At 71.7% G+C, this 22,697-nt stretch carries 27 protein-coding genes and 2 pseudogenes; 11 read left to right on the forward strand and 18 right to left on the reverse strand.

Annotated elements, in window-relative coordinates:
- The first annotated feature begins 25 nt into the window (after window positions 1-25).
- Together FV230_RS10075 and FV230_RS10080 are read left to right on the forward strand one after the other, a co-directional pair.
- Window positions 26-601, forward strand: a complete 576-nt coding sequence (locus FV230_RS10075; RefSeq protein WP_246694813.1) for a formate dehydrogenase accessory protein FdhE — start codon at window positions 26-28, stop codon at window positions 599-601.
- 167 nt (window positions 602-768) lie between these two features.
- Window positions 769-1,044, forward strand: a complete 276-nt coding sequence (locus FV230_RS10080; protein ID WP_147842273.1) for a hypothetical protein — start codon at window positions 769-771, stop codon at window positions 1,042-1,044.
- A gap of 112 nt (window positions 1,045-1,156) precedes the next feature.
- Here the strand turns inward: FV230_RS10080 and FV230_RS10085 are convergent, their stop codons facing one another.
- The 7 genes and pseudogenes from FV230_RS10085 to FV230_RS10115 form a co-directional block, all read right to left on the reverse strand.
- A complete protein-coding gene (locus FV230_RS10085; RefSeq protein WP_147842274.1) occupies window positions 1,157-1,876 on the reverse strand; it encodes a glycosyltransferase family 61 protein in 720 nt (239 codons plus the stop codon).
- 60 nt (window positions 1,877-1,936) lie between these two features.
- Window positions 1,937-2,236: a glycosyltransferase family 61 protein gene (locus FV230_RS10090; RefSeq protein WP_147842275.1), complete on the reverse strand. Its 300-nt coding sequence runs from the start codon at window positions 2,234-2,236 to the stop codon at window positions 1,937-1,939.
- Window positions 2,237-2,302: 66 nt separating this feature from the next.
- Window positions 2,303-2,509, reverse strand: a pseudogene (locus tag FV230_RS10095) (BatA domain-containing protein); the annotation flags it as partial.
- A gap of 9 nt (window positions 2,510-2,518) precedes the next feature.
- On the reverse strand, window positions 2,519-3,433 hold the full coding sequence (locus FV230_RS10100) for a DUF58 domain-containing protein (RefSeq protein WP_147842276.1): 915 nt from the start codon (window positions 3,431-3,433) through the stop codon (window positions 2,519-2,521).
- A gap of 3 nt (window positions 3,434-3,436) precedes the next feature.
- The gene (locus FV230_RS10105) at window positions 3,437-4,438 is read right to left on the reverse strand and encodes a MoxR family ATPase (protein WP_147728534.1); all 1,002 of its coding nucleotides are present in this window, start codon (window positions 4,436-4,438) and stop codon (window positions 3,437-3,439) included.
- 144 nt (window positions 4,439-4,582) lie between these two features.
- Window positions 4,583-4,939, reverse strand: coding sequence for a membrane protein insertion efficiency factor YidD (gene yidD / locus FV230_RS10110; protein ID WP_147842277.1), 357 nt, complete (start codon window positions 4,937-4,939; stop codon window positions 4,583-4,585).
- Between the two features lie 4 nt (window positions 4,940-4,943).
- Entirely contained in the window at window positions 4,944-5,390 is a 447-nt protein-coding gene (locus FV230_RS10115; protein WP_147842289.1) for an iron-sulfur cluster assembly scaffold protein, read from the reverse strand.
- A 258-nt stretch (window positions 5,391-5,648) separates the two neighbouring features.
- On the opposite strand from FV230_RS10115, the gene folE reads away from it, so the two are divergent.
- From folE to FV230_RS10135, 4 genes are all read left to right on the forward strand, one after another.
- Entirely contained in the window at window positions 5,649-6,503 is an 855-nt protein-coding gene (gene folE / locus FV230_RS10120; protein WP_147842278.1) for a GTP cyclohydrolase I FolE, read from the forward strand.
- A gap of 32 nt (window positions 6,504-6,535) precedes the next feature.
- Window positions 6,536-6,946, forward strand: a complete 411-nt coding sequence (hisI, locus tag FV230_RS10125; protein ID WP_147728538.1) for a phosphoribosyl-AMP cyclohydrolase — start codon at window positions 6,536-6,538, stop codon at window positions 6,944-6,946.
- Window positions 6,943-7,935 (forward strand): patatin-like phospholipase family protein, encoded by a 993-nt coding sequence (locus FV230_RS10130; RefSeq protein WP_147842279.1) that lies wholly within the window; start codon window positions 6,943-6,945, stop codon window positions 7,933-7,935. Before hisI ends, FV230_RS10130 begins: the two co-directional genes overlap by 4 nt.
- A gap of 87 nt (window positions 7,936-8,022) precedes the next feature.
- Complete coding sequence (locus FV230_RS10135) at window positions 8,023-9,594, forward strand: alkaline phosphatase D family protein (protein ID WP_147842280.1); 1,572 nt, start codon at window positions 8,023-8,025, stop codon at window positions 9,592-9,594.
- 18 nt (window positions 9,595-9,612) lie between these two features.
- On the opposite strand, the gene FV230_RS10140 is transcribed toward FV230_RS10135, so the two are convergent.
- Window positions 9,613-10,044 carry a CBS domain-containing protein gene (locus FV230_RS10140; RefSeq protein WP_147728267.1) on the reverse strand — a complete coding sequence of 144 codons (432 nt, stop codon included), beginning with the start codon at window positions 10,042-10,044 and terminating at the stop codon, window positions 9,613-9,615.
- A 230-nt stretch (window positions 10,045-10,274) separates the two neighbouring features.
- Window positions 10,275-11,096 (reverse strand): rhomboid family intramembrane serine protease, encoded by an 822-nt coding sequence (locus FV230_RS10145; RefSeq protein WP_147842281.1) that lies wholly within the window; start codon window positions 11,094-11,096, stop codon window positions 10,275-10,277.
- A 470-nt stretch (window positions 11,097-11,566) separates the two neighbouring features.
- On the opposite strand from FV230_RS10145, the gene FV230_RS10150 reads away from it, so the two are divergent.
- The 3 genes from FV230_RS10150 to FV230_RS10160 all read left to right on the forward strand — a co-directional run bounded on the left by FV230_RS10150 (window position 11,567) and on the right by FV230_RS10160 (window position 13,985).
- Complete coding sequence (locus FV230_RS10150; RefSeq protein ID WP_147728269.1) at window positions 11,567-12,217, forward strand: PAS domain-containing protein; 651 nt, start codon at window positions 11,567-11,569, stop codon at window positions 12,215-12,217.
- A gap of 91 nt (window positions 12,218-12,308) precedes the next feature.
- Window positions 12,309-12,935, forward strand: a complete 627-nt coding sequence (locus FV230_RS10155) for a PilZ domain-containing protein (RefSeq protein ID WP_147728270.1) — start codon at window positions 12,309-12,311, stop codon at window positions 12,933-12,935.
- A 402-nt stretch (window positions 12,936-13,337) separates the two neighbouring features.
- The gene (locus tag FV230_RS10160; protein ID WP_147842282.1) at window positions 13,338-13,985 is read left to right on the forward strand and encodes a transglutaminase-like cysteine peptidase; all 648 of its coding nucleotides are present in this window, start codon (window positions 13,338-13,340) and stop codon (window positions 13,983-13,985) included.
- Window positions 13,986-13,988: 3 nt separating this feature from the next.
- Here the strand turns inward: FV230_RS10160 and FV230_RS30680 are convergent, their stop codons facing one another.
- The gene (locus tag FV230_RS30680) at window positions 13,989-14,333 is read right to left on the reverse strand and encodes a hypothetical protein (protein WP_243932331.1); all 345 of its coding nucleotides are present in this window, start codon (window positions 14,331-14,333) and stop codon (window positions 13,989-13,991) included.
- A gap of 417 nt (window positions 14,334-14,750) precedes the next feature.
- Between FV230_RS30680 and FV230_RS10170 the strand changes: the two genes are divergently transcribed.
- The gene (locus FV230_RS10170) at window positions 14,751-15,329 is read left to right on the forward strand and encodes a transglutaminase-like cysteine peptidase (protein ID WP_243932336.1); all 579 of its coding nucleotides are present in this window, start codon (window positions 14,751-14,753) and stop codon (window positions 15,327-15,329) included.
- Window positions 15,330-15,338: 9 nt separating this feature from the next.
- Here the strand turns inward: FV230_RS10170 and FV230_RS10175 are convergent, their stop codons facing one another.
- From FV230_RS10175 to FV230_RS10210, 8 genes are all read right to left on the reverse strand, one after another.
- A complete protein-coding gene (locus FV230_RS10175; protein WP_147842284.1) occupies window positions 15,339-15,668 on the reverse strand; it encodes a hypothetical protein in 330 nt (109 codons plus the stop codon).
- Between the two features lie 108 nt (window positions 15,669-15,776).
- The gene (locus FV230_RS10180) at window positions 15,777-15,992 is read right to left on the reverse strand and encodes a DUF3126 family protein (RefSeq protein WP_147728559.1); all 216 of its coding nucleotides are present in this window, start codon (window positions 15,990-15,992) and stop codon (window positions 15,777-15,779) included.
- A 132-nt stretch (window positions 15,993-16,124) separates the two neighbouring features.
- Entirely contained in the window at window positions 16,125-16,982 is an 858-nt protein-coding gene (cysE, locus tag FV230_RS10185) for a serine O-acetyltransferase (protein WP_147842285.1), read from the reverse strand.
- A gap of 206 nt (window positions 16,983-17,188) precedes the next feature.
- On the reverse strand, window positions 17,189-18,094 hold the full coding sequence (locus tag FV230_RS10190; protein ID WP_281406289.1) for a helix-turn-helix transcriptional regulator: 906 nt from the start codon (window positions 18,092-18,094) through the stop codon (window positions 17,189-17,191).
- A gap of 311 nt (window positions 18,095-18,405) precedes the next feature.
- Window positions 18,406-19,371, reverse strand: coding sequence for a transglycosylase SLT domain-containing protein (locus FV230_RS10195; protein WP_147842286.1), 966 nt, complete (start codon window positions 19,369-19,371; stop codon window positions 18,406-18,408).
- Window positions 19,372-19,517: 146 nt separating this feature from the next.
- Window positions 19,518-20,324: a Cof-type HAD-IIB family hydrolase gene (locus FV230_RS10200; RefSeq protein ID WP_147842287.1), complete on the reverse strand. Its 807-nt coding sequence runs from the start codon at window positions 20,322-20,324 to the stop codon at window positions 19,518-19,520.
- Entirely contained in the window at window positions 20,321-20,818 is a 498-nt protein-coding gene (locus FV230_RS10205) for a gluconokinase (RefSeq protein ID WP_147842290.1), read from the reverse strand. The genes FV230_RS10200 and FV230_RS10205 overlap by 4 nt, the downstream gene beginning before the upstream one ends.
- 147 nt (window positions 20,819-20,965) lie before the next feature.
- The gene (locus FV230_RS10210) at window positions 20,966-22,255 is read right to left on the reverse strand and encodes an alpha/beta hydrolase (RefSeq protein ID WP_147842288.1); all 1,290 of its coding nucleotides are present in this window, start codon (window positions 22,253-22,255) and stop codon (window positions 20,966-20,968) included.
- Between the two features lie 270 nt (window positions 22,256-22,525).
- Between FV230_RS10210 and FV230_RS30685 the strand changes: the two are divergent.
- Window positions 22,526-22,697: pseudogene (locus FV230_RS30685) on the forward strand (sugar transporter); the annotation flags it as partial.

The following is a 22,697-nucleotide window of genomic DNA, read 5'->3' on the forward strand; positions in this document are numbered from 1 at the left end:
CCGAGATCAAGGCGATCCTCCGGCGATGCGGATAGCAGCGCCGCCGGCCGCCCACGCCGCGGCGGCGGCGCTGCGATCCGCATCGCCGGAGGATCGCCTTGATCTCGGCGTGCAGGTGTTCGAGGGCGCGTTCCCGGTCGAGCGCATGGCCGAATGCGTGTTCGTCGCGGCCGCGCTCCAGCTCTGCCTGTCGGAGGCCGCCGCCCGCCTCGACCGGTCGGCGCTGAAGCCGGTGGCCGACGGCGTCTGCCCGGCCTGCGGCGGCGCTCCCGTGGCGAGCCTGATCGTCGCCTGGACCCCGGCCGACAAGGCGCGCTACCTCGCCTGCTCGCTCTGCGGCAGCCAGTGGAATCACGTCCGCATCCGCTGCACCGCCTGCGGCTCGGGCGAGGCGATCACCTACCAGAGCCTCGACGAGCTCTCGAAGGACATCCAGGTCGAAACCTGCGGCACCTGCCACAGCTACATCAAGCACCTGCACCAGCACCGCGACCCGGCGCTCGACCCCGTCGCCGACGACGTCGCCTCCTACGGCCTCGACCTGAAGATCGCCGAGGACGGCTTCCACAAGGCCGGGTTGAACCCGCTCTTCGTGACCTGAGCGCCGCTCCGCCGCCGGAGGCGAGGCGCCGGCGGCGCGGTTTCCCCCTTCCGCACCGGGCGGCGACATAACGTCCATCGCGCGCGCGCATGGACCGATTGCGCGCAATCGACGTTGTCCGGGCTCAGGCGCTCGATGCGCCGTCCCCTCGTCCAGGCCCCACCCCCATGATCAAGCTCACCCTCGCCGCCGCCCTCGCGCTCGGCGTCGCCGCCCCCGCCTTCGCCCAGGTCATCGAGACGCCGACCGGCACCACCGTCGTCGTGCCGCCGGGCGCGCCGGGCGTGGTCACGCGCCAGACCAACTCGACCGGCGAGGAAGGCGCCGCCACCTACTCGCCGACCGGCCGCGCCGCCGACGGCATCGCCACCGACTCGGCCGCCTCCGGCAACGAGGGCCAGCCCTCGCGCATCGGCTCGACCGGCAGCGGCGGCGGCCGCTGAGCTTCCGTCCCATCGGCTGACGGCGGCCCCGTCGAAATCGGTGACTGCAGGCGCGTCCCAGTGCGGATGCGCCTGCTTCGGTTATCCGCGGTTCGGCGATGCGGCGCCACCTTCAGCCGGGTTTCCATCGCGCCAGCAGGCTCCGGCGCAGCCGGTGCAGGCGTCCGGTGAGGCTTTGCCCGCGGCGCTCCGCCTCGGCCTCGACCTCGACATCGTAGCGCTCGATCCAGTCGATGTTCTCGGCGCGACGTGCCATCTGCTCGGCGACGCGACCAGGGTCGGGGATCTTCCAGCCGACCCCAAACCCATTCTCCGCGAAGGTCGTCGTGCCAGGTGTGAAGTAGTAGTGCGCGTGGTTCCTGTTGATGGCATCGAACAGGATGTAGTTTGCGTGCAGGTGCAGCATCCCCGACAAGGCGATGGTCCGCCGCGCCGGCGCCGAGAACGGCGCGGTATGGAAGGCCGAGCCAGTCAGCCCCATGACGACCCGTCTCTGGGCGAAGAGCTTGACCTGCTCGGCGAAGCTCATCGTCTCAGGGTACAAGATATCGACGCCCTGGCGCTCCAGCGCGGCCACAAGGTTGCTCTCGTTCACGAGGCGTTGAACCCCAGTCGGCAGGCGCGATTTCGACAAATAGGCCGGTCGCGTGACTGTATCGACCTCGGCTTCGGTCCAATGGCGACGCCCGATGGTGCGACACAGGTCGCCGAACACCGCGTGGGCGCTCTGCAAGCTCCGGAAGCTCGGCTCCGGGATTGCCACCCGCGGCAGCATGACGGGATCTGAGAAGCTCACCACCGCGTCGAGGGTCAAGTCGAGGCCGTCGATCATCTCGGCGAGGAACGGGTGGCGCTCCCAGTACGACCGGCCATGCTCAGGCTGGCAGACGAGTCAAACCGGGCCCGGCTCCCGGCCGACCAGCGGCCACAGGCGCGAGAGGACGTCAACGATGAAATGCCCGTAATGTCCGGTCATTCCATCGATGAGGATATACAATCCGTCCGACGCTGCTGGAAGCGTCCCGCCGCCATCTTCGTCGACCGCAGGGTCGTCGACCGCGACGACCCGGTGCGGCGACCCGCCGACGGCGGGGCGGTAGGTCATGGGCGCCAGCATGCGGAGGCTCGGATTCGCCGCAATCCGCTCGGTCTCGCCCCATATTGCGTTGATGCGTTGAATACGGGTCGCCATCGCCCGTTACATCCCCCGTCGCACCAATCATGTGCTTAGATCCTACGGGTAGCCGTAGCGGCTCTTGGCGGCGGCGAGCAGGCGCAGGATCAGCAGCCAGGGCGGCGTCCGCGCCGGCGTCTGGCGCTGCGCAGCCAAGTCGGCGACGAGCTTGAGCGGCGGGAAATCGATCCGGCGGGGGCGCGGCGGCGTCACCCGCAGCAGCAGCCACAGGGCGGGCAGGCCGATCAGCGCGGCGAGCGCGAAGGGGGCGGCGAAGGTCAATCCGAGCACGACGCCCTCCTAGCCCGTGCCGCGGGCGGCGGCGACCAGCGTCGCGAGGCGAAGCGCCGCCTCGCTCGCGGGGCGGTCGGTGCGGTGCAGGGTCAGCGTCCAGCCGATGCCGCGGGCGATCTCGGACAGGCCGGCCCTGTGCGCCCGGATGCGCCCGCGATAGGCGTCGCCCCAGGCGGCGGCGTCGCCGACGTCGAGCGAGAACCCGGATTCGAGGTCGTGCAGCACCGCCTGTCCCGCGAACGGAAACGTCTCCTCGATCGGGTCGGCGACGACGACGAGGTGGCCGCGGCTGCCGCGGCCGGCGATTTCCTGGACGGCCGCGGCGACGAGGTCGAGGGGGGTGAGGAAGTCGCTGATCAGGATCACCTCGTCGAAGCGGGCGGGGGCCGCGCGGGGCGGAAGGTCCTGGGTCAGGCCGGGCACGTCCGCGACGAGCGCCTGCGCCATCGCCTCCACGATCTTCCGCGATGCGGTCGCGCGGGTGAGGCCCAGCAGCCCGACCCGCTCGCCGCCGTCGACGAAGGCGTCGGCGAGCGCCAGCCCGAGGACGAGCGCGCGCTCGACCTTCGCGGCCTGCGCGAGATCGGACGCGAAGCCCATCGAGGCGGAGCGGTCGATCCAGAGCCAGATGTTGTGGGCGGCCTCCCACTCGCGCTCGCGCACGTAGAGCCGGTCGTCGCGGGCCGAGCGGCGCCAGTCGATCCGCGCCGCCGCCTCGCCGTTCACGAAGGGCCGGAACTGCCAGAAGCTCTCGCCGGGCCCGGCGCGGCGACGGCCGTGCAGCCCGTGCGCCAGCATCGACGAGACGCGGCGGGCTTCCAGCACGAGCCGCGGCATGCGGTCGGAGAGCGCCACCGCGCCCTCGTTCTCCCGCCGGCCCGGGACGCGCGGGATCGCTTCGAGGGCGCGGGCGGCCGCCACGCGCTAGAGCTTCTCGGCGAGCTTGGCGATCAGCCCCTCGACGGTATCGCCGTCGGCGCGCGCGGCGTAGCTCAGCGCCATGCGGTGCTTCAGGACCGGCTCGGCCAAAGCCTTCACGTCGGCGATCGAGGGGGCGACGCGGCCCTCGATCAGCGCGCGGGCACGCGCCGCCAGGGTCAGGGCCTGGCTGGCGCGGGGGCCCGGCCCCCACATCAGCTTGCCCTTCACCAGCGGATCGCCGCTGTCGGGGCGGGCCGAGCGGACGAGGTCGAGGATCGCGTCGACCACCGCCTCGCCCACCGGCAGGCGGCGCACGAGGCGCTGCGCGGTCAGCAGCGCGTCGGTCGACATCACCGCCTTGGCGCCCTGGTCGGCGATGCCGGTCGTCTCGATCAGGATGCGGCGCTCGGCGGCGCGGTCGGGATAGCCGACGTCGATCTCCAGGAGGAACCGGTCGAGCTGCGCCTCGGGCAGCGGATAGGTGCCCTCCTGCTCGATCGGGTTCTGGGTGGCCAGCACGTGGAACGGCCGCGGCAGGTCGTGGCGCTCGCCGGCCACCGAGACGAAGTTCTCCTGCATCGCCTGCAGCAGCGCCGACTGCGTGCGCGGGCTCGCCCGGTTGATCTCGTCGGCCATCAGGAGCTGGGTGAAGACCGGGCCCTTGACGAAGCGGAACGACCGGCGCCGGTCGGCATCCTCGTCCAGGATCTCGGTGCCGAGGATGTCGGACGGCATCAGGTCGGGCGTGAACTGCACCCGGCGGGCGTCGAGGCCGAGCACCGTGCCCAGCGTCTCGACGAGCTTGGTCTTGGCCAGGCCCGGCAGCCCGACGAGGAGGCCGTGGCCGCCGGCCAGGATCGTGACGAGGGCGAGGTCGACGACCTTCTCCTGCCCGAAGATCACCCCGTGGATCGCCTCCCGCGCTTGGCCCACGGAAGCGAGGCAGCTTTCGGCGGTGGCGACGATGCCGTCGTCGAGGGAGGTGGCGGACGAGCCCTGACTCATGCCGATGGAGTTTCCGTCTCGATTGTCGGGCCTTGCGGCCGGGGGCGACGCTGGCGTCGTTCTGGTCTCGGAGTGTGCGGCGGTTCGTGACCGGCTGGCAAGGCCGGCATCGCCGCAGGTTCGCCGGGCGCGGCCCGCGGCGCTTCAGCCGCGGTCTGATGCCGCCACCCGGGCCAGTCCGTCCGAGGCCTCGACCGCATCGCAGGAAAACGGGTTTTCCGGCGCGTTCACCCCGCGCCAGCGCGCGTAGCGCCAGGGCAGGAACCAGCGCGCCCGCGGCGGCAACGCGTCGGGCACGAGGTCGATGCCGTGGGTGCCGAAGGGGCCGCAGCGGCAGATCCGCGAAAACCCCATCCAGGCGCCGGGCCAGAGCCCGTGCCGGGCGATCGCCGCGTCTGCGTATTCGGAGCAGCTCGGCCAGTGCCGGCACTGACGGCCGACGAGGCCCGACAGTGTGAGCTGGTAGCCGCGGATCGCGACGTGGGCGGCCCGCCGCAGCATCGCGTCAGGCGGCGGCTTGCTTGCCGGCCTCGATCCGGTCGAGGGCGTCCACCACCGCGTCGAAGGTCAGCAGAGTCGAGGCGTGGCGCGCCTTGAACTCGCGCACCGGCTCCAGCACGGAGAGGTCGGCCCAACGGCCTTCCGGAGCCGGGCCGTTCGCCTTCAGCATCGCGCGCATGGTCTCGCGCACCGCCCGGAGCTCGCCGGGGCTGGAGCCGACCACGTGCCGCCCCATCAGCGAGGACGAGGCCTGGCCGAGCGCGCAGGCCTTCACGTCGTGGGCGAAATCGGCCACCGTCCCGTCGGGGCCGAGCACGAGGTCGACGGTCACCGTCGAGCCGCAGAGCCTCGAATGCGCCGTCGCGCTGGCGTCCGGCGCGGGAAGCCGGCCGAGCCGCGGGATGTCGGCGGCGAGTTCGAGGATGCGCCGGTTGTAGATGTCGTCGAGCATGGGCGCCTGCCGATCCTTGTCCTCGGTTTCGATCGTCGCGCGGTCGATCCGTGCGATCACCGCGCTTCGTCCCCGGACGGTCCGGGCCTGCCCCGCGCGCCGTGCATTGCGCGATCGTGCAAGAACGACGATATAGGCCGCGTGACGCCGTTTCGCGAGGAGGCGGCTCGTCGACCAGGGTCGCGCCCACGGCCACGGACACCGTAACAACCGGGGCGCCGGCCCGGAGCCTTCCGGGCTCCGAGACGGTTCGACCGCATGTATGCCAAGCCGGACAGTACCACGATGAAGGCCCGTGTGGCGCGGGCTGGAGATGCCATGGATGCCGCGCTCAAATCCCTGTCCTACGGCGCCAGCCGGCCCGTTCCCGAGGCCGAGCCGAGCTTGAGCGTCATGCGCAACGACAACGATCGCGTGGTGGCGAGCCTCGCCGAGCGCCGTGCCGAGACGGCCGCGCTGGAGGTTGCGGAGGACGCCACGAAGGACATTGCCAGAAAGCCCGCATCCGCGACGCGCGTGCCAGAGGGCATCGCGCTGGCGCGCCCGAGCCGCGAGGAGGCCGAGGCCGCCGTGCGCACGCTCCTGCGCTGGGCCGGCGACGACCCGAACCGCGAGGGGCTGCTCGACACCCCGGCCCGCGTGGTCAAGGCCTACGGCCAGCTCTTCGGCGGCTACGACGTCGACGCCGACGCCCTGCTCGAGCGGGTGTTCGAGGAGGTCGAGGGCTATTCCGACATCGTGCTGGTGCGCGACATCCCGTTCTACTCCCATTGCGAGCACCACATGGTGCCGTTCATGGGGCTGGCGCACATCGCCTACTATCCGACCAAGGGCGTCGTCGGCCTGTCGAAGCTCGCCCGCGTCGTCGACACCTTCGCTCGCCGCCTGCAGACGCAGGAGACGATGACAGCGCAGATCGCCGACGTGATCGAGAGCATCCTCAAGCCCCGCGGCGTCGCCGTCCTGGTCGAGGCCGAGCATCTCTGCATGGCGATGCGCGGCGTGCAGAAGGCGGGCGTCTCGACCATCACCACCCAGTTCCGCGGCGCCTTCCGCGAGGATGCCAGCGAGCAGGTGCGGTTCCTGACGCTGGTCCGCGGCGGGAAGGCGTAAGGTTCAGGCGCTCCGCGCGGAGATGGTCGTCCATGGTCCCGTTCGATCCGCCCGGTAGCCGTGCCGAGGTCGAGGAAGGCACGGCCTTCACCCCGCGCTTCGACCGCGACGGGCTCGTGGCCTGCATCGCCGTCGACGCGCAGGACGGCCGCGTGCTGATGCTGGCGCACATGAACGCCGAATCCCTGCAGCGCACGCTGGAGACCGGCGAGGCCTGGTACTGGTCGCGCTCGCGCCGCGAGCTCTGGCACAAGGGCGCGACCTCGGGGCAGATCCAGCGCGTCGTCGAGATGCGCACCGATTGCGACCAGGACGCGCTGCTGATCACCGTCGCGGTCGGCGGCGACGGCGGCTGCTGCCACACCGGGCGCCGGGCGTGCTTCTACCGCGGCGTCACCCTCGATCCCGACGGCCGCGCGGTTCTGCATCCCGCCGGCGCATGAGCGGCGCGCACGCCCTGCTGCGGCACGCCGCACCCGCCGCGATCGCCCCCGGAACCGTCGAGCCGACCCGTGACGCGGCGCCCTGGGAACCGCGGATCGGGCTGGCGCTCGGCGGCGGTGCGGCGCGGGGCTGGGCGCATATCGGCGTGATCCGCGCCCTCGACGAGGCCGGCATCCATCCGGCGGTCGTCGCCGGCTGCTCGATCGGCGCCGTGGTCGGCGGCTGCTTCGCGGCGGGCAAGCTCGACGCGCTGGCCGAGTTCGCGCTCTCCCTCACCCGCCGCCGGGTGCTCGGCCTTCTCGACCCGCGCCTGTCGGGCTCCGGCCTGATCGGCGGCGACCGCCTGCGCCGGCGGCTGGTGCGCGACCTCGGCGACCGCCTCGTCGACGACCTGCCCGTGGGTTTCGCCTCGGTCGCGACCGAGCTCGGCACCGGGCATGAGGTCTGGCTCACCCGCGGGTCGCTGATCGAAGCCTTGCGCGCCTCCTACGCCCTGCCCGGGCTGTTCGCGCCGGTGGAGCGCGACGGGCGCCTGCTGATGGACGGGACGCTGGTCAACCCGGTGCCGGTATCGTTGGCCCGCGCGATGGGCGCCGACCTCGTCATCGGCGTGAACCTCGCCTGCGATCCGCGGCTGCGGGGCGGCGTGATCGAGCCCGAGGCGGTCGATCCGGTCGAGCAGGTCGTCACCGCCGTCGGCGCACGCCGCTGGAACCTGCTCGCCGGCCTGCGCAACCGCCGGGTCGCGCCGTCCGGGCCCGGCATCGGCCGGGTGATGTTCGATGCGTTCAACATCACGCAGGACCGCATCTCCCGCGCGCGCCTCGAGCGGGACCCGCCCGATTGCGCGATCGGGCCCGATCTCGCCGCCATGGGCCAGTTCGAATTCCACCGGGCGGCCGAGGGGATCGCCGCCGGCCATGCGGCGACGCGGGCCGCCCTGCCCCGCATCCGGGCGATGGTGCAGGCCGCGGCCGCGCGGGCCTGATACGTCACGCAACTGTCGTGTCGGCCTGCGATGCGGCCTCACGTCGGGGATCGGCACCGTGCCCGCCCGCCGCAAGGAGCCGACCCGATGGTGTCCAGCCGCCGCCAACTCCTGCTGACCGGCGGGGCCGGGCTCGTCGGGCTCGCCTCCGGCCTCGCCAGGCCGGGCCTCAGCCGCGCCGCCGACCGGCCGATCCTCACCCACGGGCTGCAATCGGGCGACGTCGGCTCCGACTCCGCGATCGTCTGGGCGCGTGCCGACCGGCCGTGCCGCGCGATCGTCGAATGGTCCACCACCGAGAGCTTTTCCGAGATCCGCGGCGGCACGGTCGCCGACGCGCTGCCGGAAACCGACGGCACCGTGAAGGTCGCGCTCACCGATCTGCCGCCGGGACAGGACATCCTCTACCGGATCCGTCTGGAAGACCTGGCCGCCCCGACGATCCGCGGGCCGGCCCAGGTCGGCCGTTTCCGCACCGCGCCGGCCGACCGCCGCTCGGTCTCGTTCTGCTGGTCCGGCGACACGGCGGGCCAGGGCTGGGGCATCGACGAGGCCCGCGGCGGCATGACGATCTACAAAGCGATGTTGGGCAACCGCCCGGACTTCTTCCTGCATTCCGGCGACACAATCTACGCCGACGGGCCGATCGCAGCCGAGGTGACGCTGCTGGACGGCACCCTCTGGCGCAACCGCGTCACCGAGTCGGTGGCGAAGCCGGCCGAGACGCTCGCCGAGTTCCGCGGTCGCTACAAGTACAACCTGACGGACGCGAACGTGTTGGCGATGAACGCGGCCGTGCCGATCCTGGCGCAGTGGGACGACCACGAGGTCACCAACAACTGGTGGCCCGGCGAGCCGCTGACCCGCGCCGAGCACCTTAGGAAGACGTACGCCGACCCGAACGTGCGGGCCCTCGAGGTGCGGGCGTCCCGCGCCTTCCACGAATACATGCCGATGCGCTTCGAGCCGGCCGAGCCGGGCCGCGTCTACCGCAAGATCGCCTACGGCCCCCTCGTCGACGTGTTCATGCTCGACATGCGCTCGTATCGCGGGCCGAACGGCGAGAACCGCGAGACCCGCTACGGTCCGGACTCGTACTTCCTCGGGCCGGTGCAGCTCGCCTGGCTCAAGCGAGCGCTGGCGGAGTCGCGCGCCACCTGGAAGGTGATCGCCGCCGACATGCCGCTGGGGCTCGTCGTCACCTACGATCCCGAGCGGAGCTTCGGGTCGGAGGCGGTGGCGCAGGGCGACGGGCCGCCGCTCGGGCGCGAGCTCGAGATCGCCGACCTGCTGCGGTTCATCAAGACGGCGAACATCCGCAACACGGTGTGGCTCACCGCCGACGTGCATTACACGGCGGCGCACCATTACGATCCGAACAAGGCCCGCTTCCAGGAGTTCGAGCCGTTCTGGGAGTTCGTCTCCGGCCCGCTGCACGCGGGCACGTTCGGCCCGAACAAGCTCGACGACACGTTCGGGCCGCAGCTGCGCTTCGTGAAGGCGCCGCCGGAGGGACAGGCGAACCTGTCGCCGGCGGCGGGCTACCAGTTCTTCGGCCACGTCGCCGTCGACGGGCGGACGGAGCAGATGACGGTGACGCTGAAGGACGCGGCCGATGCCGACCTCTGGCACGTCACCCTCGACCCCGCCCGCGGATGAACGCGGCCCGATCCGGCCTCAGGCCATCGTGATGTAGTCGCGCATCGCCTGATGCTCGGCCTCGACCGCCGCGATCCGGCGCTTGACCACGTCGCCGATGGAGATGAGGCCGACCAGGCGGCCGTCCTCGCAGACCGGGACGTGGCGGAAGCGCCCGTCGGTCATCAGCTGCATCACGTCCTCCACCGTCGTGGCGCGCTTGCAGGTGACGACCTCGGCGGTCATGTGCGCGGAGACCGGCGCATCGAAGGCGCCGCCGCCGAGCTTGGCCAGCGCCCGCATGATGTCGCGCTCGGAGATGATGCCGGCGACCGACCCGTCGCCGTGGGTGACCACGAGGGCGCCGATCCGCTTCTCGGCCAGCAGGTGGATCGCCTCGTCGAGGGTCCGCTCGGGGGTGATGGTGACAATGTCCCCGCCCTTCTCGGCGAGGATGCGTGCGATGGTCATGAAGATCCCTCCCAGGAGGTGAAGCCGCGCGCGCCGTCAGCCACGGTGCGCGCCGACCGCGACGTGCCCGGGTTGATCCCGGATCGCGCCTGCGCTCCGCGCGAGTGTGTGGCGGATGCCGCGTCATGGCAAGGCCGGGCACGACCGTCTCGGGGGTCCGTTCGCTACGCCAATGCTGATCTCGCCGGCCGAGACCGGCAGCGAAACAGTCGTGCCCGCCCGCACCGGGACTATTGCGCGACCGGTTCCCGCGGATCGACGAACGGAAACATCAGGAAGCCGACGACGAAGCCGCCCAGATGCGCGTCCCACGCGACGGCGGCGCTCTCGGCGCCGAGCGGCAGGCTGATCAGGCCGAACAGCAGGTTCGTCGCCATCCAGATCACCAGGAAGGTCACCGCGGTGCGGTTGCGCAGGAGCTCCGGCACCGTCTCGACCGGCCGCCGGGGCGGCAGCTGCCAGGGCTGGGTGCCGTAGCCCGCCAGCGGCGGCTGGAACACGAAGCGGGCGGCGGCCGCCATCAGCGCCGACACGCCGGCCGAGGCGCCGATCAGCGGTGCGGTGCTCAGCGGGTCGATCGCCACGTGCAGCGCGCCGCCGGCGACCGTCCCGGCGAGCCCGATCAGGCCGTAGCGCCAGGCACCGCAGCGCCGCGCTACCGGCGAGCCGAAGGCGGCGAGCCAGACGGTGTTGAAGATCACATGCATCCACGAGCCGTGCAGCAGGCCGTAGGTCGCGAAGCTCCACAGGTACGGGCCGGGATCGGTCAGCACGTAGCGGGCGAAGGCCTCGCGCGCGGCCGCGAACTGGGCGTCGCCGACCTCGCTCGCCGCCCGCATCACCGCGTCGGCCTGGGCCGGGTCGAGCCACGTCGTCCAGCGGGACGGCACCAGCGCGAGGTCGAGGACCAGGCGGATGTCCCAGCTGTCCGGCAGCAGGATCTCGCGGACCGCGTGGATCGCGAGCAGGAGGCCGATCGAGACGGTGACCACGCCCGGCATGTTAAAGACGGGCACGCGGCCCTGGCGCGGCAGATCGGGCGAGGCATCCATGGCGCCACATGTCGGCGCGGCGGCCCGCGGGGCAAGGGCCTGCGGCGACGGCGGCGGCCGGAATGCCGGTCGGCGAACAAAAAAAGGGAGGCGGCCCGGTGATGGGCCCCCTCCCTGAAGCGAAGGATCTCCGAGCCCGCATCGGGTTCGGGCGCCGTCCGGACCAGGAGACGGCGGGGCGCCGAGCGCCCGATCCCTCCGTGCCCCTCGCAAAGGCGACCCGGAGGCGTGGCCGGCGCGGGGCGAACCCGAGCCGTTACGCTGTCGTGATTACTGTCGTGCGGTGGCGCGCGTCACGCAACGTCAACCTCTTCTTAACCTTAACGAAGGGTTGCGCGAGCTTGGCCGCGGCCGCGGGCATAGGCTGTGCGCCGTGGGTCTCGAACTGCCGCCGGATGCATCGCGCCTGATCGCAGGTGTTCCGAAGCGGCACCCATCGTCACGCCGCCGTGCATCGTTCCGGGACACTCATGAAGCATCCGACGAGCCGCATGCTCCACAGCTACTGGGATCGGATCCGCGGCCAGCGCTGTGCGCCGGAGCGCGCCGAGATCGAGCCGGGAGAGATCCGCCACCTGTTGGCCGACAGCCTGATCCTCGAGATCGACATGCCGCACCGGACCGCGACCCTCCGGCTCGCCGGCACCCGGGTCTGCGCCCTGTTCGGGCGGGAGCTGCGCGCCTCGCACCTGTCCGATCTCTGGGGCACGGCGCCCGCCGACCCCTGGCGGATGGTCGAGATCGTGGCGCACGACGCGCTCGGCGTCGTCGCGGGGCTGCGCGGCACCAACAGCGCCGGCGAGGCGATCGACCTCGAGTTCCTGCTCCTGCCGCTGCGCCACCGCGGGCGCACCCAGGCGCGGGCGCTCGGCACCCTGAGCCCGGTGAGCCCGCCGGCCTGGCTCGGCTTGCGGCCGCTCGTCCGCCTCGACACGCTCTCGCTCCGGGTGCTGAACCGGCCCGAGGCCGGGCTGTTTCGGGGTGATTCGGCCGACGGCGATGCCGGCCTCGCGATCCTCGCCTCGGAGGCCGGCTCGTTCGGTGCCCTCCCCCCGCCGGCCAACGACGGCAGCCCCTTCCGTCGCGGCCATCTCCTGGTCCACCGCGGCGGCCGAATCTGACCTGAGATTGCGTCATCCGAAAAAAAGGGTTTCGTAACGAGACCGCGTTAGGTTTTGAGTCCGATCACCAACGGACCGAGCCGGCTTCGGAATGAACACGGCGCAGACACCAGTGGGAACGACCACGTTGCGCCTCGCGCAGGCCTCCGATCTGCGCCGCCACCAGCGCGTGCCGGTGGCGCTGCTCGGTCGCTACATGCTGTCGGATCGCCGCGAATACCCGTGCCAGACTGTCGACATGTCGCCCGGCGGGGTCCGCCTGACCTGCGCGGTCGTGGGCGAGCTCGGCGAGCGCGTGGTGCTGTACCTCGAGCATATCGGCCGGATCGAGGGCGTCATCGCCCGGCATCCGCCGGGGGGATTCGCCGTGCAGCTTTCGGCGACGCCGCGCAAGCGCGACAAGATCGCCTCGCAGCTCACCTGGCTCGCCAACCGCGAGATCCTCGGCCTGCCGGAAGGCCGGACCCACGAGCGCGTCGTGCCCAAGCAGCCGGCGGTGATCGTGCGTCTGGAGAGCGGGCGCGAGATCAAGGCGCGGGTCATCGACATCTCGATGTCGGGCGTGGCCCTGGCCAGCCTGAACGTTCCCCCGCTCGGCGCGACTGTCACGATCGGCAGCACGCCGGGGAAGCTCGTGCGCTATTTCGAGGGCGGGTTCGGCGTCCAGTTCATGCTGCCGCTCTCCCCCGATCGCTTCCACGACGGCATGACGCTGTAGACGCCGCGCGCCCGAGACCTCGGACAGCCGCCATCGCCGGCGACCGGCACGCGCGTCGCGTCGCGCGATCGGCCGATCCCGAGCGATGCCGTCATCGCAGGCGCGCCACCGACCCGACCCGACACCGGCCAGCGCTGCGAGGGGCCGACTCACGCCCGCGGCGTTCGCTCCGATTCGCCATCGGCGTGCGGCTGCGACATCGGGCGGTCGCGATCCGGCGGCACAAGGTTTCCCGATCCTCAACGCGATGCCGACAATCCGCGGCGTCGGCACAGCGTCCGGTTCGGGCTGTTGCGAGCCGGTCCGGTCGCGCCGGGGAATCGATAAAATTGCGCGGATCGGCTTCAGCGCCGCGGAGGGCGAGCGGCCCCATCCTGCCTCCATCGACGGAGGGTTGTGGCGATGGGCCGGGTGTTCAGCAGCAAGGGGACGGTGATCCGGGCGCTCGGCCTCGGGCTGTTCGCGCTTCTCGCCCCCTCCGTCGCCCCGGTCGCGGCGCAGACCCTGGCCTCGCTGCCCGCCCCCACCATCGCCGCCGCGCCGGTCGGCGTCGCCAAGCCGATCCTCGCCTGGGTCGCCTTCTGCCAGGGCTACCCGGCCGAGTGCGCGGTCAACCCCGCCGAGCCCGCCCGCATCGCCATGACCCCGGCGATCTGGAACACGATCCAGGCCGTCAACCGCCGGGTCAACGCTACGGTGACGCCGGTGACCGACATGGACCACCTCGGCGTTCCCGACCATTGGGACCTGGCCGAGGACGGCTCGGGCGATTGCGAGGATTTTCAGCTGCTCAAGCGCAGCCTGCTGGCCAAGGCCGGCCTGCCGCGCCGCGCCATGCGGATGACCGTGGTCATCGACGAGAAGGGCGAGGGCCACGCCGTGCTCACCCTGATCACTGACCGCGGCGACCTGGTGCTCGACAACAAGACCAGCCAGATCCTGCCCTGGCACCGCACCGGCTACACCTTCATCAAGCGCGAGAGCCAGGACGCCGTCGCCTGGGTCTCCCTCGGCGGCGTCACCTCCCCGGTCACCACCGCCAACCGCTGAGGCTCAGGCGGCCTGGAGCGCCGGCTCGGCCTCGACCTCGGACGGGACGGGTTCTTCCGTCATCTCGGCATCCGCCGGCACGGGCCGCTGCGCCGGACGCTTGAGGGCGTCGCGGCGGATCCGGCCGAGCTGCATCTCGATCCGCCCAATGAAGGCGGTGATGTGGGGGGCGACGCCGCGCAGGCTGGCCAGATCGCGCAGGAGGATGTCGACGGCGAGCGCGCGGTCGGCGTCGGTGGGCGAGGCGGCGAGGAACATCTCCACCGCGTGCTGGGCGATGTCGATCGCCCCCGGGGCGCCGTTCTCGGCGAGAGCCCGGATCATGAGATGGATGGGCGGTTGCGACACGGTTGCGATGATCCCTGGCGGCGCGTTGGCCGGCGTCTTGCTGGGACCCTCAAATGCCGATCCCATGGCACCGGCACGCCGTCACGCCGGTGTCACAGTCTCAAGCCGCGAATCACGCCGGAATCAAGGGCTGATCGACCGTGCAGGGCACGCATACCCATGGCGCATGTGCGGGTGGCGCCCTTACATCACCACGCGGGATCGGAACCTTTCGCCGCCGACGTGGTTAATTCGCCCTTAAATTTCGATTGAGCCGCCGACCGGAGCGTGCCAGCTTGGGCGCTTCGGCAGGGCGGAGCATCGAGCATGCGGCACGCGGTTGTCCAGGCGGCAGGTGCCCTCGGCGGCATCCGATGGCGCGATGCGGTGCGGCGCACGGGACGCGCCGCGGCCCTGGGCTTCGCCGGAACGATCCTGATGATCGGGGGTGCCTCCACCCAGCCGCGCATCGCCGCCCTCCCGCCCGATGCGGCCACCGCCGTGGAGACCGGGCCGGCGGCGCGGCCGGTGGCGGCGTGGACCGAGTTCTGCCGACGCATGCCGGCCGAATGCGACGTCGACACCCGCGAGCCGGCGACCATCGCGATGAACACCGCCCTGTGGCGGACGCTGGCGAGCGTGAACCGCCGGGTCAACGCACGGATCAGGCCGATCACCGACCAAGCGCACTGGGGCGTCGTCGACCGTTGGGACTTCCCGGATGACGGGTTCGGCGATTGCGAGGATTACCAGCTGCTCAAGCGCCGGATGCTGATCGAGCGCGGGCTTCCCCGGCGTGCCCTGCGGATGACCGTGGTGATCGACGACATCGGCGAGGGCCACGCGGTGCTGATGGTGCGCACCGACCGCGGCGACTTCATCCTCGACAACAAGACCAACACGATCCTGTCGTGGCGCAACACCGGATACGCCTACATCAAGCGCGAGGGGCAGGACGGGCGGGCGTGGGTGACGCTCGACGGCGGCGCGTCGCCGGTGGCGACGGCCAACCGCTGACGGCCCGGCTCAGGCGCCGACGACGAGGGCCGCGAGGTCGAGGGCGACGCGGCCCGAGAGCAGCCCCCAGCCGCAGGCGATGATCGTCGCCAGCATCACGAACGGGATCGGGCGCCCCTCGATCCGGCGCCCGCGCAGGGTGTTGCGCAGGATGATGAACGGAGCGCCGAAGGCCAGCATCGGCAGCGCGGCGACGGCGGTGACGCCGCCGAGCCCGAGCAGGTTGAAGCTCGCGCGGCGCGTCGTGCACAACTCGAACGCGCTCGCGAGCAAACCTGACAGGGCCAAGCCCACGCAGAGCGTCCGGATCGTATCGAGGGCAGCGGGGGCGAGGACCATGACGCGCGCACTCCATCCGAGGATGCGTGCAGTCTAGCCCGGATGTTTACGAAGCGTTAAGCATTTGTGCGGGTTAGCGTTAATTCGTGCACAGGCGAGACGCCGGCCTCAGGCCTCTTCCTCGAGGTCGATGTCGAGGATCGCCATCCGGAACACGAAGGAATCGTCGCCGTCCTCCTTGTCGTCGGAGATCACGCCGATCGACTCCTCGCCGATGTAGACCTCGGCGGAATCGCCGTTCTTCAGTGCCACGATGCGGATGCTGGCATTGGCGAATTTGCGGCGCAGGTAGTCCTGCAGCTTCGCGACTTCGGGCTTGGTCACGCTGTCGAGCCTTTCGGGTTCTTCATGCAGAGTGTCTTCGGCGATGCGCGCCGTGATCGGCGGCCCGCCCGGCGGCCGGGCCACCGCTTGCCACGCCCTCGGCGGTGGAGCAAGCGCGGCGGCCCGCCCGCGTCAGATCCCCTCGGCCATGTGGATGAACTGGTCGATGCTGACGAGCTGATCCATGGCGCGGGCGGGCTCGGCGCAGCCGGCGGTGCCGACGACGCGGGCCGGCACGCCGACCACCGTGGTGTTGGCCGGAACCGGACGCAGGACCACCGAGCCGGCGGCGACCCGGGCGCATTCCCCGACCTCGATGTTGCCGAGGATCTTGGCGCCGGCGCCGATCATCACGCCGCGGCGGATCTTGGGATGGCGGTCGGCGCCCTGCTTGCCGGTGCCGCCCAGCGTCACCGCATGCAGGATCGAGACGTCGTCCTCGATCACCGCGGTAGAGCCGACGACGAGGCCGGTGGCGTGGTCGAGGAACACGCCCCGCCCGATCCGCGCCGCCGGATGGATGTCGCACTGGAACACCTCGGACGACCGGCTCTGGAGGTAGAGGGCGAGGTCGCGCCGGCCCTGGTTCCAGACGTGGTGCGCCAGCCGGTGGGCCTGGATGGCGTGGAACCCCTTGAAGTACAGCACCGGCTCGATCGCGCGGCTGGTCGCGGGATCGCGATCCATCACCGCGACGATGTCGGCCCGGAACGCCTCGCCGATGCGCGGGTCCGCCTGGATCGCCTCGTGGAAGGCATGCGCCACGAGCTCGGACGGCAGCGCCGGATGCCCGAGCCTTGCGGCGACCCGGTGCGAGACCGCGCCCTCCAGGCTGGTATGGTTGAGGATCGTCGCCACGATGAAGGACGCGAGCTGGGGCTCGTCGCGGATCACCGCCCCGGATTCGGCCCGCAGGCGCGACCAGACCGGATCGACGGTGCCGGCGAGCCCGTCGGCGACGGGACGCCCGAGGGCGTGACTGCCAGTCATGGTATGCTCCTCGGTGGCGCGGGACGAAGCCCGATGGCCGGTCGGCGCCGGGGCGCCCTGGCCGGGTCGCGCCGGGTCACGGATGATCACGGGTCGGTTGCGGACCGGCGATGCCCGGTCGTCGCCCGACGCACGCCGAAAGCTTGGGGTGGCGCCGGCCCTCGATCAAGGGTCGTCGCGAGACGCCGGGCACGGCATTGCAACCCTCAGGCGGTCGCTGCCTGCGCCTGGAAGCGCGCCTCGATCGTTTGCGTCAGGCGATCGACCATCACCTCGACGGGGACGTCGGAGGTGTCAACCGTCGCCGAGGCGCGGGCGTAGAGCGGCTCGCGGCTGGCGAGCACCGCTCGCAGCTCCAGCATCGCCGAGGCGTGGTCGCCGGTCATGGCGAGGTGCCCCTGGTCGCGGACCCGCTGCATGTGCTCCTCCGGCCGCGCCTTGAGCCATACGGTGAAGAACGCCTGCAGCAGGAGGTCGTAGGTGAGGGGCTCGGCGACGATGCCGCCGCTGGTCGCGAGCACCAGCGGGCCGGGATGCTCGGTCAGGCGCCGCAGCGCCGCCTGCTCGAGCCGGCGATAGCCTTCCTGCCCGTAGATCGCGAAGATCTCTTGGACCGAGAGCGCGTTCTCGCGCTCGATCTCGGCGTTGAGCTCGATGAACGGCCAGCCGAGGCGTTCCGCGGTCATCCGCCCGAGCGTGGACTTGCCGGCACCGCGCAGGCCGACCACCGCCACGCGGGGGCGCGGCATGCTGCCGTCGCGCGGGCCGCCGGAGAGCGCTTCCTTGGCGGCCGCGATCTGCGCTGGCGAAGCCTGCCCCAGCAGGTCGCGCAGCACCGGCCAATCCGGAATCGCGTCGTTGCCGGTGATCAGGTCGTCGAGGCGCACGCCCATGGCGTCGGCGACGCGCCGCAGCAGGATGATCGAGACGTTGCCCTGCCCGCCCTCGAGCTGGGCGATGTAGCGCTCGGACAGGCCCGACGTCTGCGACAGCAGCTTGCGCGACAGCCCGCGAACCGTGCGCGCATGGCGGACCCGACGACCGAGGTCGTTCAGGAAGAGTGATTCTTGTTCCACCGCGCCGGCCATGGCGTCGTCCGCTTTCCGATTGATCCCAAGCGCGAGACCGGCCTCTCGGCCATCCCGACGCAAGTCATGCGCCGCGAACCTCGCGTGAGGGCGGCCATGACGCGGTCACGCCCGATCTCTCGCGAGACGTCCGGCGCACCCCTGCCCTCGGTGCATGATTGTTCGTCTCAAGGAATTCGAGCGGTTGCGATGCTGCGACGCAAAACGCGTCCGCCTCACCGGTCCTCTCGTCCGACGCCCCGTATGTGTTGCGCTGCGGTCCCGCGGTCAACCCGGCGCGCCGATCGTTGTAGGGACAACGGGTGCGGTTTTCCCGCGCGATGTGCCCGGTTCTCTCACTCGGTGGTGAGTGCGGTGGCTTCGAGGACGGGCTCCCCGGCGAGTGTCCTGCGGGGCGCCGCGGGCCGTACGACGGCGGCGAGACGCTCGGCCGAAGGCCGGCGCGGCGGCAGCGGCACCGCCACCGTGTCCGCCGCCGGATCGACCGATGTGGCGGCGGCCGGCGTTGGGGCTGCCGGCGTCGCGGCGAGGGTCAGGTTGGAAAGGTCGGCGCTGGCCACCTGGACCGGGGCGCCGAAGGCATCGGGCCGGCGCGGCGGCAGCGGCACCGAGACGGTCTGGGCCGCGCCGGCCGAATCGGCCTGGGGCTGATCGGCCGCCGGATCCTGCGTCGGCCGCAGGCTCGCCATCTCAACCGAATCGCCGGCGCCGAAGGCCGCGGGGCGACGGGGCGGCAGCGGCACCGCGACGGTCTCGGCCGGTGCTGCGGCCGCGGGCGGCGCATAGGCCAGGGCGACGTTGGCGGCGGCGAGGTTGGGGTCGGCCGGGGGGGCGCCGGTGAACAGGCTCGCGACCGCGCTCGCCGAGGCGGCGACCGGGGCGACCACGGAGGCGACCTCGGTGGAGATGCCCTGGCGCTTGGCCGCGTAATAGTACCCGCGATTGTAGTAGCCGTAGGCCTGCGTGATGTTGCCCTGTGCCGTGCGGTAGGCGCCGGCGAGGTAGGCGACGCCGTATTTGAGGTTCGTCGCCGGGTCGAGGAGGCCGGCGGCGTCGCCCTGGTAGCCGAGGCTGCGCGCGGTGGCGGGCTTGATCTGCATCAGCCCGAGCGCGCTGCCGCCCTTGGCCTTCGGGTTGTAGTTGCTCTCGCGCTTCACCACCGCGTGGACGAAGCTCGCCGGGACGCCGTTCGCCTTCGCGTGCTGCTCGATCAGCGCATCGATGTTGTCGCGGGCTCCCTGCGCGATGGCCGGGACGGTCACGACGGCCAGAGCTGCGGCGAGGAGAAGGCGTCGATGCATCCTGAAGACCCGGTCCCGCTTGTTCTGGTCAAGCTAGGTCGGGGTCAAATGAGGCCGGAAAGCGGCTCGGATGCGGTCGCCGGTGGGCGACGAGACCGGGGGCGCCGACCTGTGCCCGGCATGCCACAGACGTCGCCCTCCGGGCTTCAGGGCAGGATCAGCCGATCGACCGCCTCGGCGAAGCCGTCGGCGTCGTTGGTGTCGGTGAGGTCGGTGGCCGCCGCCTTCACCGCGTCCTCGGCGTTGCCCATCGCCACCGAAACCCCGCTGCGCGCGAACATCGCCCCGTCGTTGCCGGCATCGCCGAAGGTGGCGATGCGGTCGCGCGCGATGCCGAGATGCCGGGCCATCCAGTCCACGAAGCCGCCCTTGTCGATGCCCGGCGGCGTCACGTCGAGGTAGTAGGCCTGGGAGCGGTGCACGACCGCGCGGCCCTCCAGGGCGCCGCCGATCTCGGCCTCGCAGGCGGCCAGGTGCGCGTGGTCCCGGCTGACGCCGACGAGCTTGGAGGCGCGGCCCAGCAGGGGGGAAAGGTCGGCGACCACGTTCGGCTCGGCATCGAGGGTCCGGCGCTCGAGGTCCGTATAGGCCCCCGCCGGGTCGCGCAGGCTCCACGAGCCGTCGGCGAAGACCCAGACGTCGAGTTTCGCGGCGACGAGCCGGTCGACCGCATCCCGGGCGGTGGCCTCCGGGATCAGCCGCTCCTCGATCACGGCGAGGTCCGGGCCGACCACCGTCGCGCCGTTGAAGGCGCCCATCGGCAGGCGGAGCGCCAGGGTCTCGACGAGGCCGCGCAGGCCGACCGGCGGGCGGGCGGACGCCACGGTGAAGCCGATGCCGGCGGCGTGCAGGCGCGCCACCGCCGCGATCGTCCCCGGGCTCAGGCTCTTGTCGGTGCCGACGAGGGTGCCGTCGACGTCCGAAATCACGAGGTCGATGCGCCGTGCGCTCATGCGGATTCGCTTCCGGTTCCGTGGATCTGCGCGACGACCCGCTCCGCGACCGTCTCGGGGGGATCGTCGATCCCGACGACGATCGGGTGCTCGTCGGCGGTCGGCGGTTCCAGGATCGCGAACTGGCTGTCGAGGAGCGCCGGCGCCATGAAATGCCCGTGACGACCGGCGAGCCGGCCGGCGATGAGCGCCCGGCTGCCGTCGAGGTAGACGATCCGCACCCGCCGCGAGCCGCCGGTGAGCACCTCGCGATAGGCGCGGCGCAGGGCCGAGCACACGATCACGCCGGACTCGCCCCGCTCCAGCCGGTGCCGGATCCAGACCGCGATCGAGGCGAGCCAGGGCGCCCGGTCCGCGTCGTCGAGGGCGAGCCCGGCATGCATCTTGGCGACGTGCTCGGGCGTGTGGAAGCTGTCGCCGTCGACGAAGATCCAGCCGAGCCGCTCGGCGACCAGCGCGGCCACCGTGCTCTTGCCCGAGCCCGAGACCCCCATCACCACGAGCACCTGCGCGGCGGGCCGCCCCGCCTGGTCGTTCGATCGGGACGGGCTCACGGGGCTGCGGCTCCGGGTTCGGGTTCGGCGGCGGGATCGCAGCGGACGGATAGCACGCCGCCCGCCCGAGGGGGGAACGGCCGCGTCTCAGCCGGCGCCCTTTCGAAGGCCGGGCTGAAGGTCGGCGACGATCGGGCGGACCGCCCGGTCGCGGAGGAATTGCGGCCCCAGCACCATCCGGAAATAGTCGTACGGGCCGGGCCGCTCGTTCGACATTAGGAACTGGAAATGCATCCGGAACGGCTTCCGGCAGACCTTGGCGTAGGTCTCCGGCGTGAGGATGTCCCGCACCTGCGCGGAGCGCACCAGCGGGTTGGCGATCGGGCCGCCGGCGAGCGGCAGGTCGAGGTCGAGCACGGGGTTGAAGCCGGGGAAGTTCATCCAGTCCTGCGGCGCCTGCACGTCGAGCCAGACGATCCGGCGCGAGGCGATGAGCGTGGCGACCTCGGCGCGGACGTGATCGGCGAAGGGCTGCGCGGCGACGAGGGGTAGGCCGGACCCGAGCGTGACCAAGGCGAGGGCCATGTCGTCCGCCCCGAGCTTCGGGGCGCGGGCCAGGATCCGGGCGGCGACCTCCGCGGCCGTGAGGCCGCCGGTGGAATGGCCGACGATCATCACCTCGTCCGGCCGCTCGCCGCGGGCCTCCGCCTCGGCGATCCGCGCCAGGACGCGGCCGGCGAACACCTCGAGCCGCTCCGCGTAGTCGCGCCGCCAGCCGTTTCCGTGCTGCCAGTTGAACACCCAGTCGTTCAGCAGCTGCCAGAAGAAGAACCGGTTGAGCAGCGCCTCGATCGCGACGATCCAGGCGATCCCGGCGACGACGGCGAGGGGCAGGGTGACCCAGGGCGGCCAGCCGAGGCTGTGCCCGAACCAGTCGCCGAGATGGGCGTGCACCATCGTCCCGATCGCCGCGGACAGGGCCGTGAGCAGCACGACCATGACGAACGGGTAGATGACGACGTTCCCGTAGAGCCAGTTGAGCTGGTAGAACCGGAAGATCAGCCCGCGCAGCAGGGCATGCAGCGTGCCGACGACCAGCAGCAGGACGCTCAGGACCCGCGGCCGGCGGAAATCCCGCGCGACGAGGTCGTCCCAGAGCAGCACGTCGTAGGACGTCGTCGCACGCCCCGGTTCCCGGCCCGGACCGACCGTCCAGCTCTGGACGAGGCCGTCCGGGCTGAGGACCGCCGGGGAGATGTCGGGCCGCGGATCGCCGAACCGCTTCGCGTGCCGGAGGAGCTCGCGCACGAACAGGAGGCGATAGCGTGTCCGCGCCTCCGGGTCGTAGCCGGGAATGAAGAACACGTGCCGTCGGCGCACCGTGCCGGGCCGCTCGGCCTGCAAGTCCGGCGGTGTGTAGGAGAGGGGCAGCCTCATGAGCGAGGAAGTTTTTCCAAGTCGTGCGATGTATCGCGGGGCGGCTCGATTGCCATCCCATAGAGCTTCATTTGTGCGAAAACCAGATCGCGCTTCCGGCGGGCGGCATCCCCTGCCCTTCGACCATCGGATCGCGACGGCTTCGTGTGTGCAGCGGGGATCATCACCCTCGATCCGGGCCTGCGCGGCTCAGTGTGTCCGTCCCGCTACGGACAGGGGGCTTCCGTTCGGCTAGGCGTCGAAGCCTTGAAAACGATCAGGCGATCCTGGATGCGCGTCCTCCCTCTGCTCCTGCTCACTGCGCTCGCGGTGTCGGGCTGCTCGGTTCTTCCGGCTTCGGGTCCGACGGCGCGTGCCGTGGAGGCGGGGGCGGAGCTGTCGACGCCGGAGGGGCTGCTGGCGCGCTACGAGCTGGTGGACGTGACCCCGGCGGTGATCGAGG

The sequence above is a fragment of the Methylobacterium sp. WL6 genome (genome assembly GCF_008040095.1).
In the GTDB taxonomy this organism is placed as follows: Bacteria; Pseudomonadota; Alphaproteobacteria; order Rhizobiales; family Beijerinckiaceae; genus Methylobacterium.

Excerpts from the sequence above, each read along its gene's own strand:
- FV230_RS10130 (WP_147842279.1), top strand. The coding sequence starts at position 6,943 with ATGAGCGGCGCGCACGCCCTGCTGCGGCACGCCGCACCCGCCGCGATC.
- FV230_RS10150 (WP_147728269.1), top strand. The coding sequence starts at position 11,567 with ATGAAGCATCCGACGAGCCGCATGCTCCACAGCTACTGGGATCGGATC.
- hisI (WP_147728538.1), top strand. The coding sequence starts at position 6,536 with ATGGTCCCGTTCGATCCGCCCGGTAGCCGTGCCGAGGTCGAGGAAGGC.
- FV230_RS10090 (WP_147842275.1), bottom strand. The coding sequence starts at position 2,236 with ATGGCGACCCGTATTCAACGCATCAACGCAATATGGGGCGAGACCGAG.
- FV230_RS10145 (WP_147842281.1), bottom strand. The coding sequence starts at position 11,096 with ATGGATGCCTCGCCCGATCTGCCGCGCCAGGGCCGCGTGCCCGTCTTT.
- FV230_RS10195 (WP_147842286.1), bottom strand. The coding sequence starts at position 19,371 with ATGCATCGACGCCTTCTCCTCGCCGCAGCTCTGGCCGTCGTGACCGTC.
- FV230_RS10080 (WP_147842273.1), top strand. The coding sequence starts at position 769 with ATGATCAAGCTCACCCTCGCCGCCGCCCTCGCGCTCGGCGTCGCCGCC.
- FV230_RS10155 (WP_147728270.1), top strand. The coding sequence starts at position 12,309 with ATGAACACGGCGCAGACACCAGTGGGAACGACCACGTTGCGCCTCGCG.
- FV230_RS10085 (WP_147842274.1), bottom strand. The coding sequence starts at position 1,876 with ATGATCGACGGCCTCGACTTGACCCTCGACGCGGTGGTGAGCTTCTCA.
- FV230_RS10170 (WP_243932336.1), top strand. The coding sequence starts at position 14,751 with ATGATCGGGGGTGCCTCCACCCAGCCGCGCATCGCCGCCCTCCCGCCC.
- FV230_RS10200 (WP_147842287.1), bottom strand. The coding sequence starts at position 20,324 with ATGAGCGCACGGCGCATCGACCTCGTGATTTCGGACGTCGACGGCACC.
- FV230_RS10175 (WP_147842284.1), bottom strand. The coding sequence starts at position 15,668 with ATGGTCCTCGCCCCCGCTGCCCTCGATACGATCCGGACGCTCTGCGTG.
- FV230_RS10115 (WP_147842289.1), bottom strand. The coding sequence starts at position 5,390 with ATGCTCGACGACATCTACAACCGGCGCATCCTCGAACTCGCCGCCGAC.
- FV230_RS10210 (WP_147842288.1), bottom strand. The coding sequence starts at position 22,255 with ATGAGGCTGCCCCTCTCCTACACACCGCCGGACTTGCAGGCCGAGCGG.
- folE (WP_147842278.1), top strand. The coding sequence starts at position 5,649 with ATGTATGCCAAGCCGGACAGTACCACGATGAAGGCCCGTGTGGCGCGG.
- yidD (WP_147842277.1), bottom strand. The coding sequence starts at position 4,939 with ATGCTGCGGCGGGCCGCCCACGTCGCGATCCGCGGCTACCAGCTCACA.
- cysE (WP_147842285.1), bottom strand. The coding sequence starts at position 16,982 with ATGACTGGCAGTCACGCCCTCGGGCGTCCCGTCGCCGACGGGCTCGCC.
- FV230_RS10075 (WP_246694813.1), top strand. The coding sequence starts at position 26 with ATGCGGATAGCAGCGCCGCCGGCCGCCCACGCCGCGGCGGCGGCGCTG.
- FV230_RS10135 (WP_147842280.1), top strand. The coding sequence starts at position 8,023 with ATGGTGTCCAGCCGCCGCCAACTCCTGCTGACCGGCGGGGCCGGGCTC.
- FV230_RS10205 (WP_147842290.1), bottom strand. The coding sequence starts at position 20,818 with ATGGGGGTCTCGGGCTCGGGCAAGAGCACGGTGGCCGCGCTGGTCGCC.
- FV230_RS10140 (WP_147728267.1), bottom strand. The coding sequence starts at position 10,044 with ATGACCATCGCACGCATCCTCGCCGAGAAGGGCGGGGACATTGTCACC.
- FV230_RS10160 (WP_147842282.1), top strand. The coding sequence starts at position 13,338 with ATGGGCCGGGTGTTCAGCAGCAAGGGGACGGTGATCCGGGCGCTCGGC.
- FV230_RS10105 (WP_147728534.1), bottom strand. The coding sequence starts at position 4,438 with ATGAGTCAGGGCTCGTCCGCCACCTCCCTCGACGACGGCATCGTCGCC.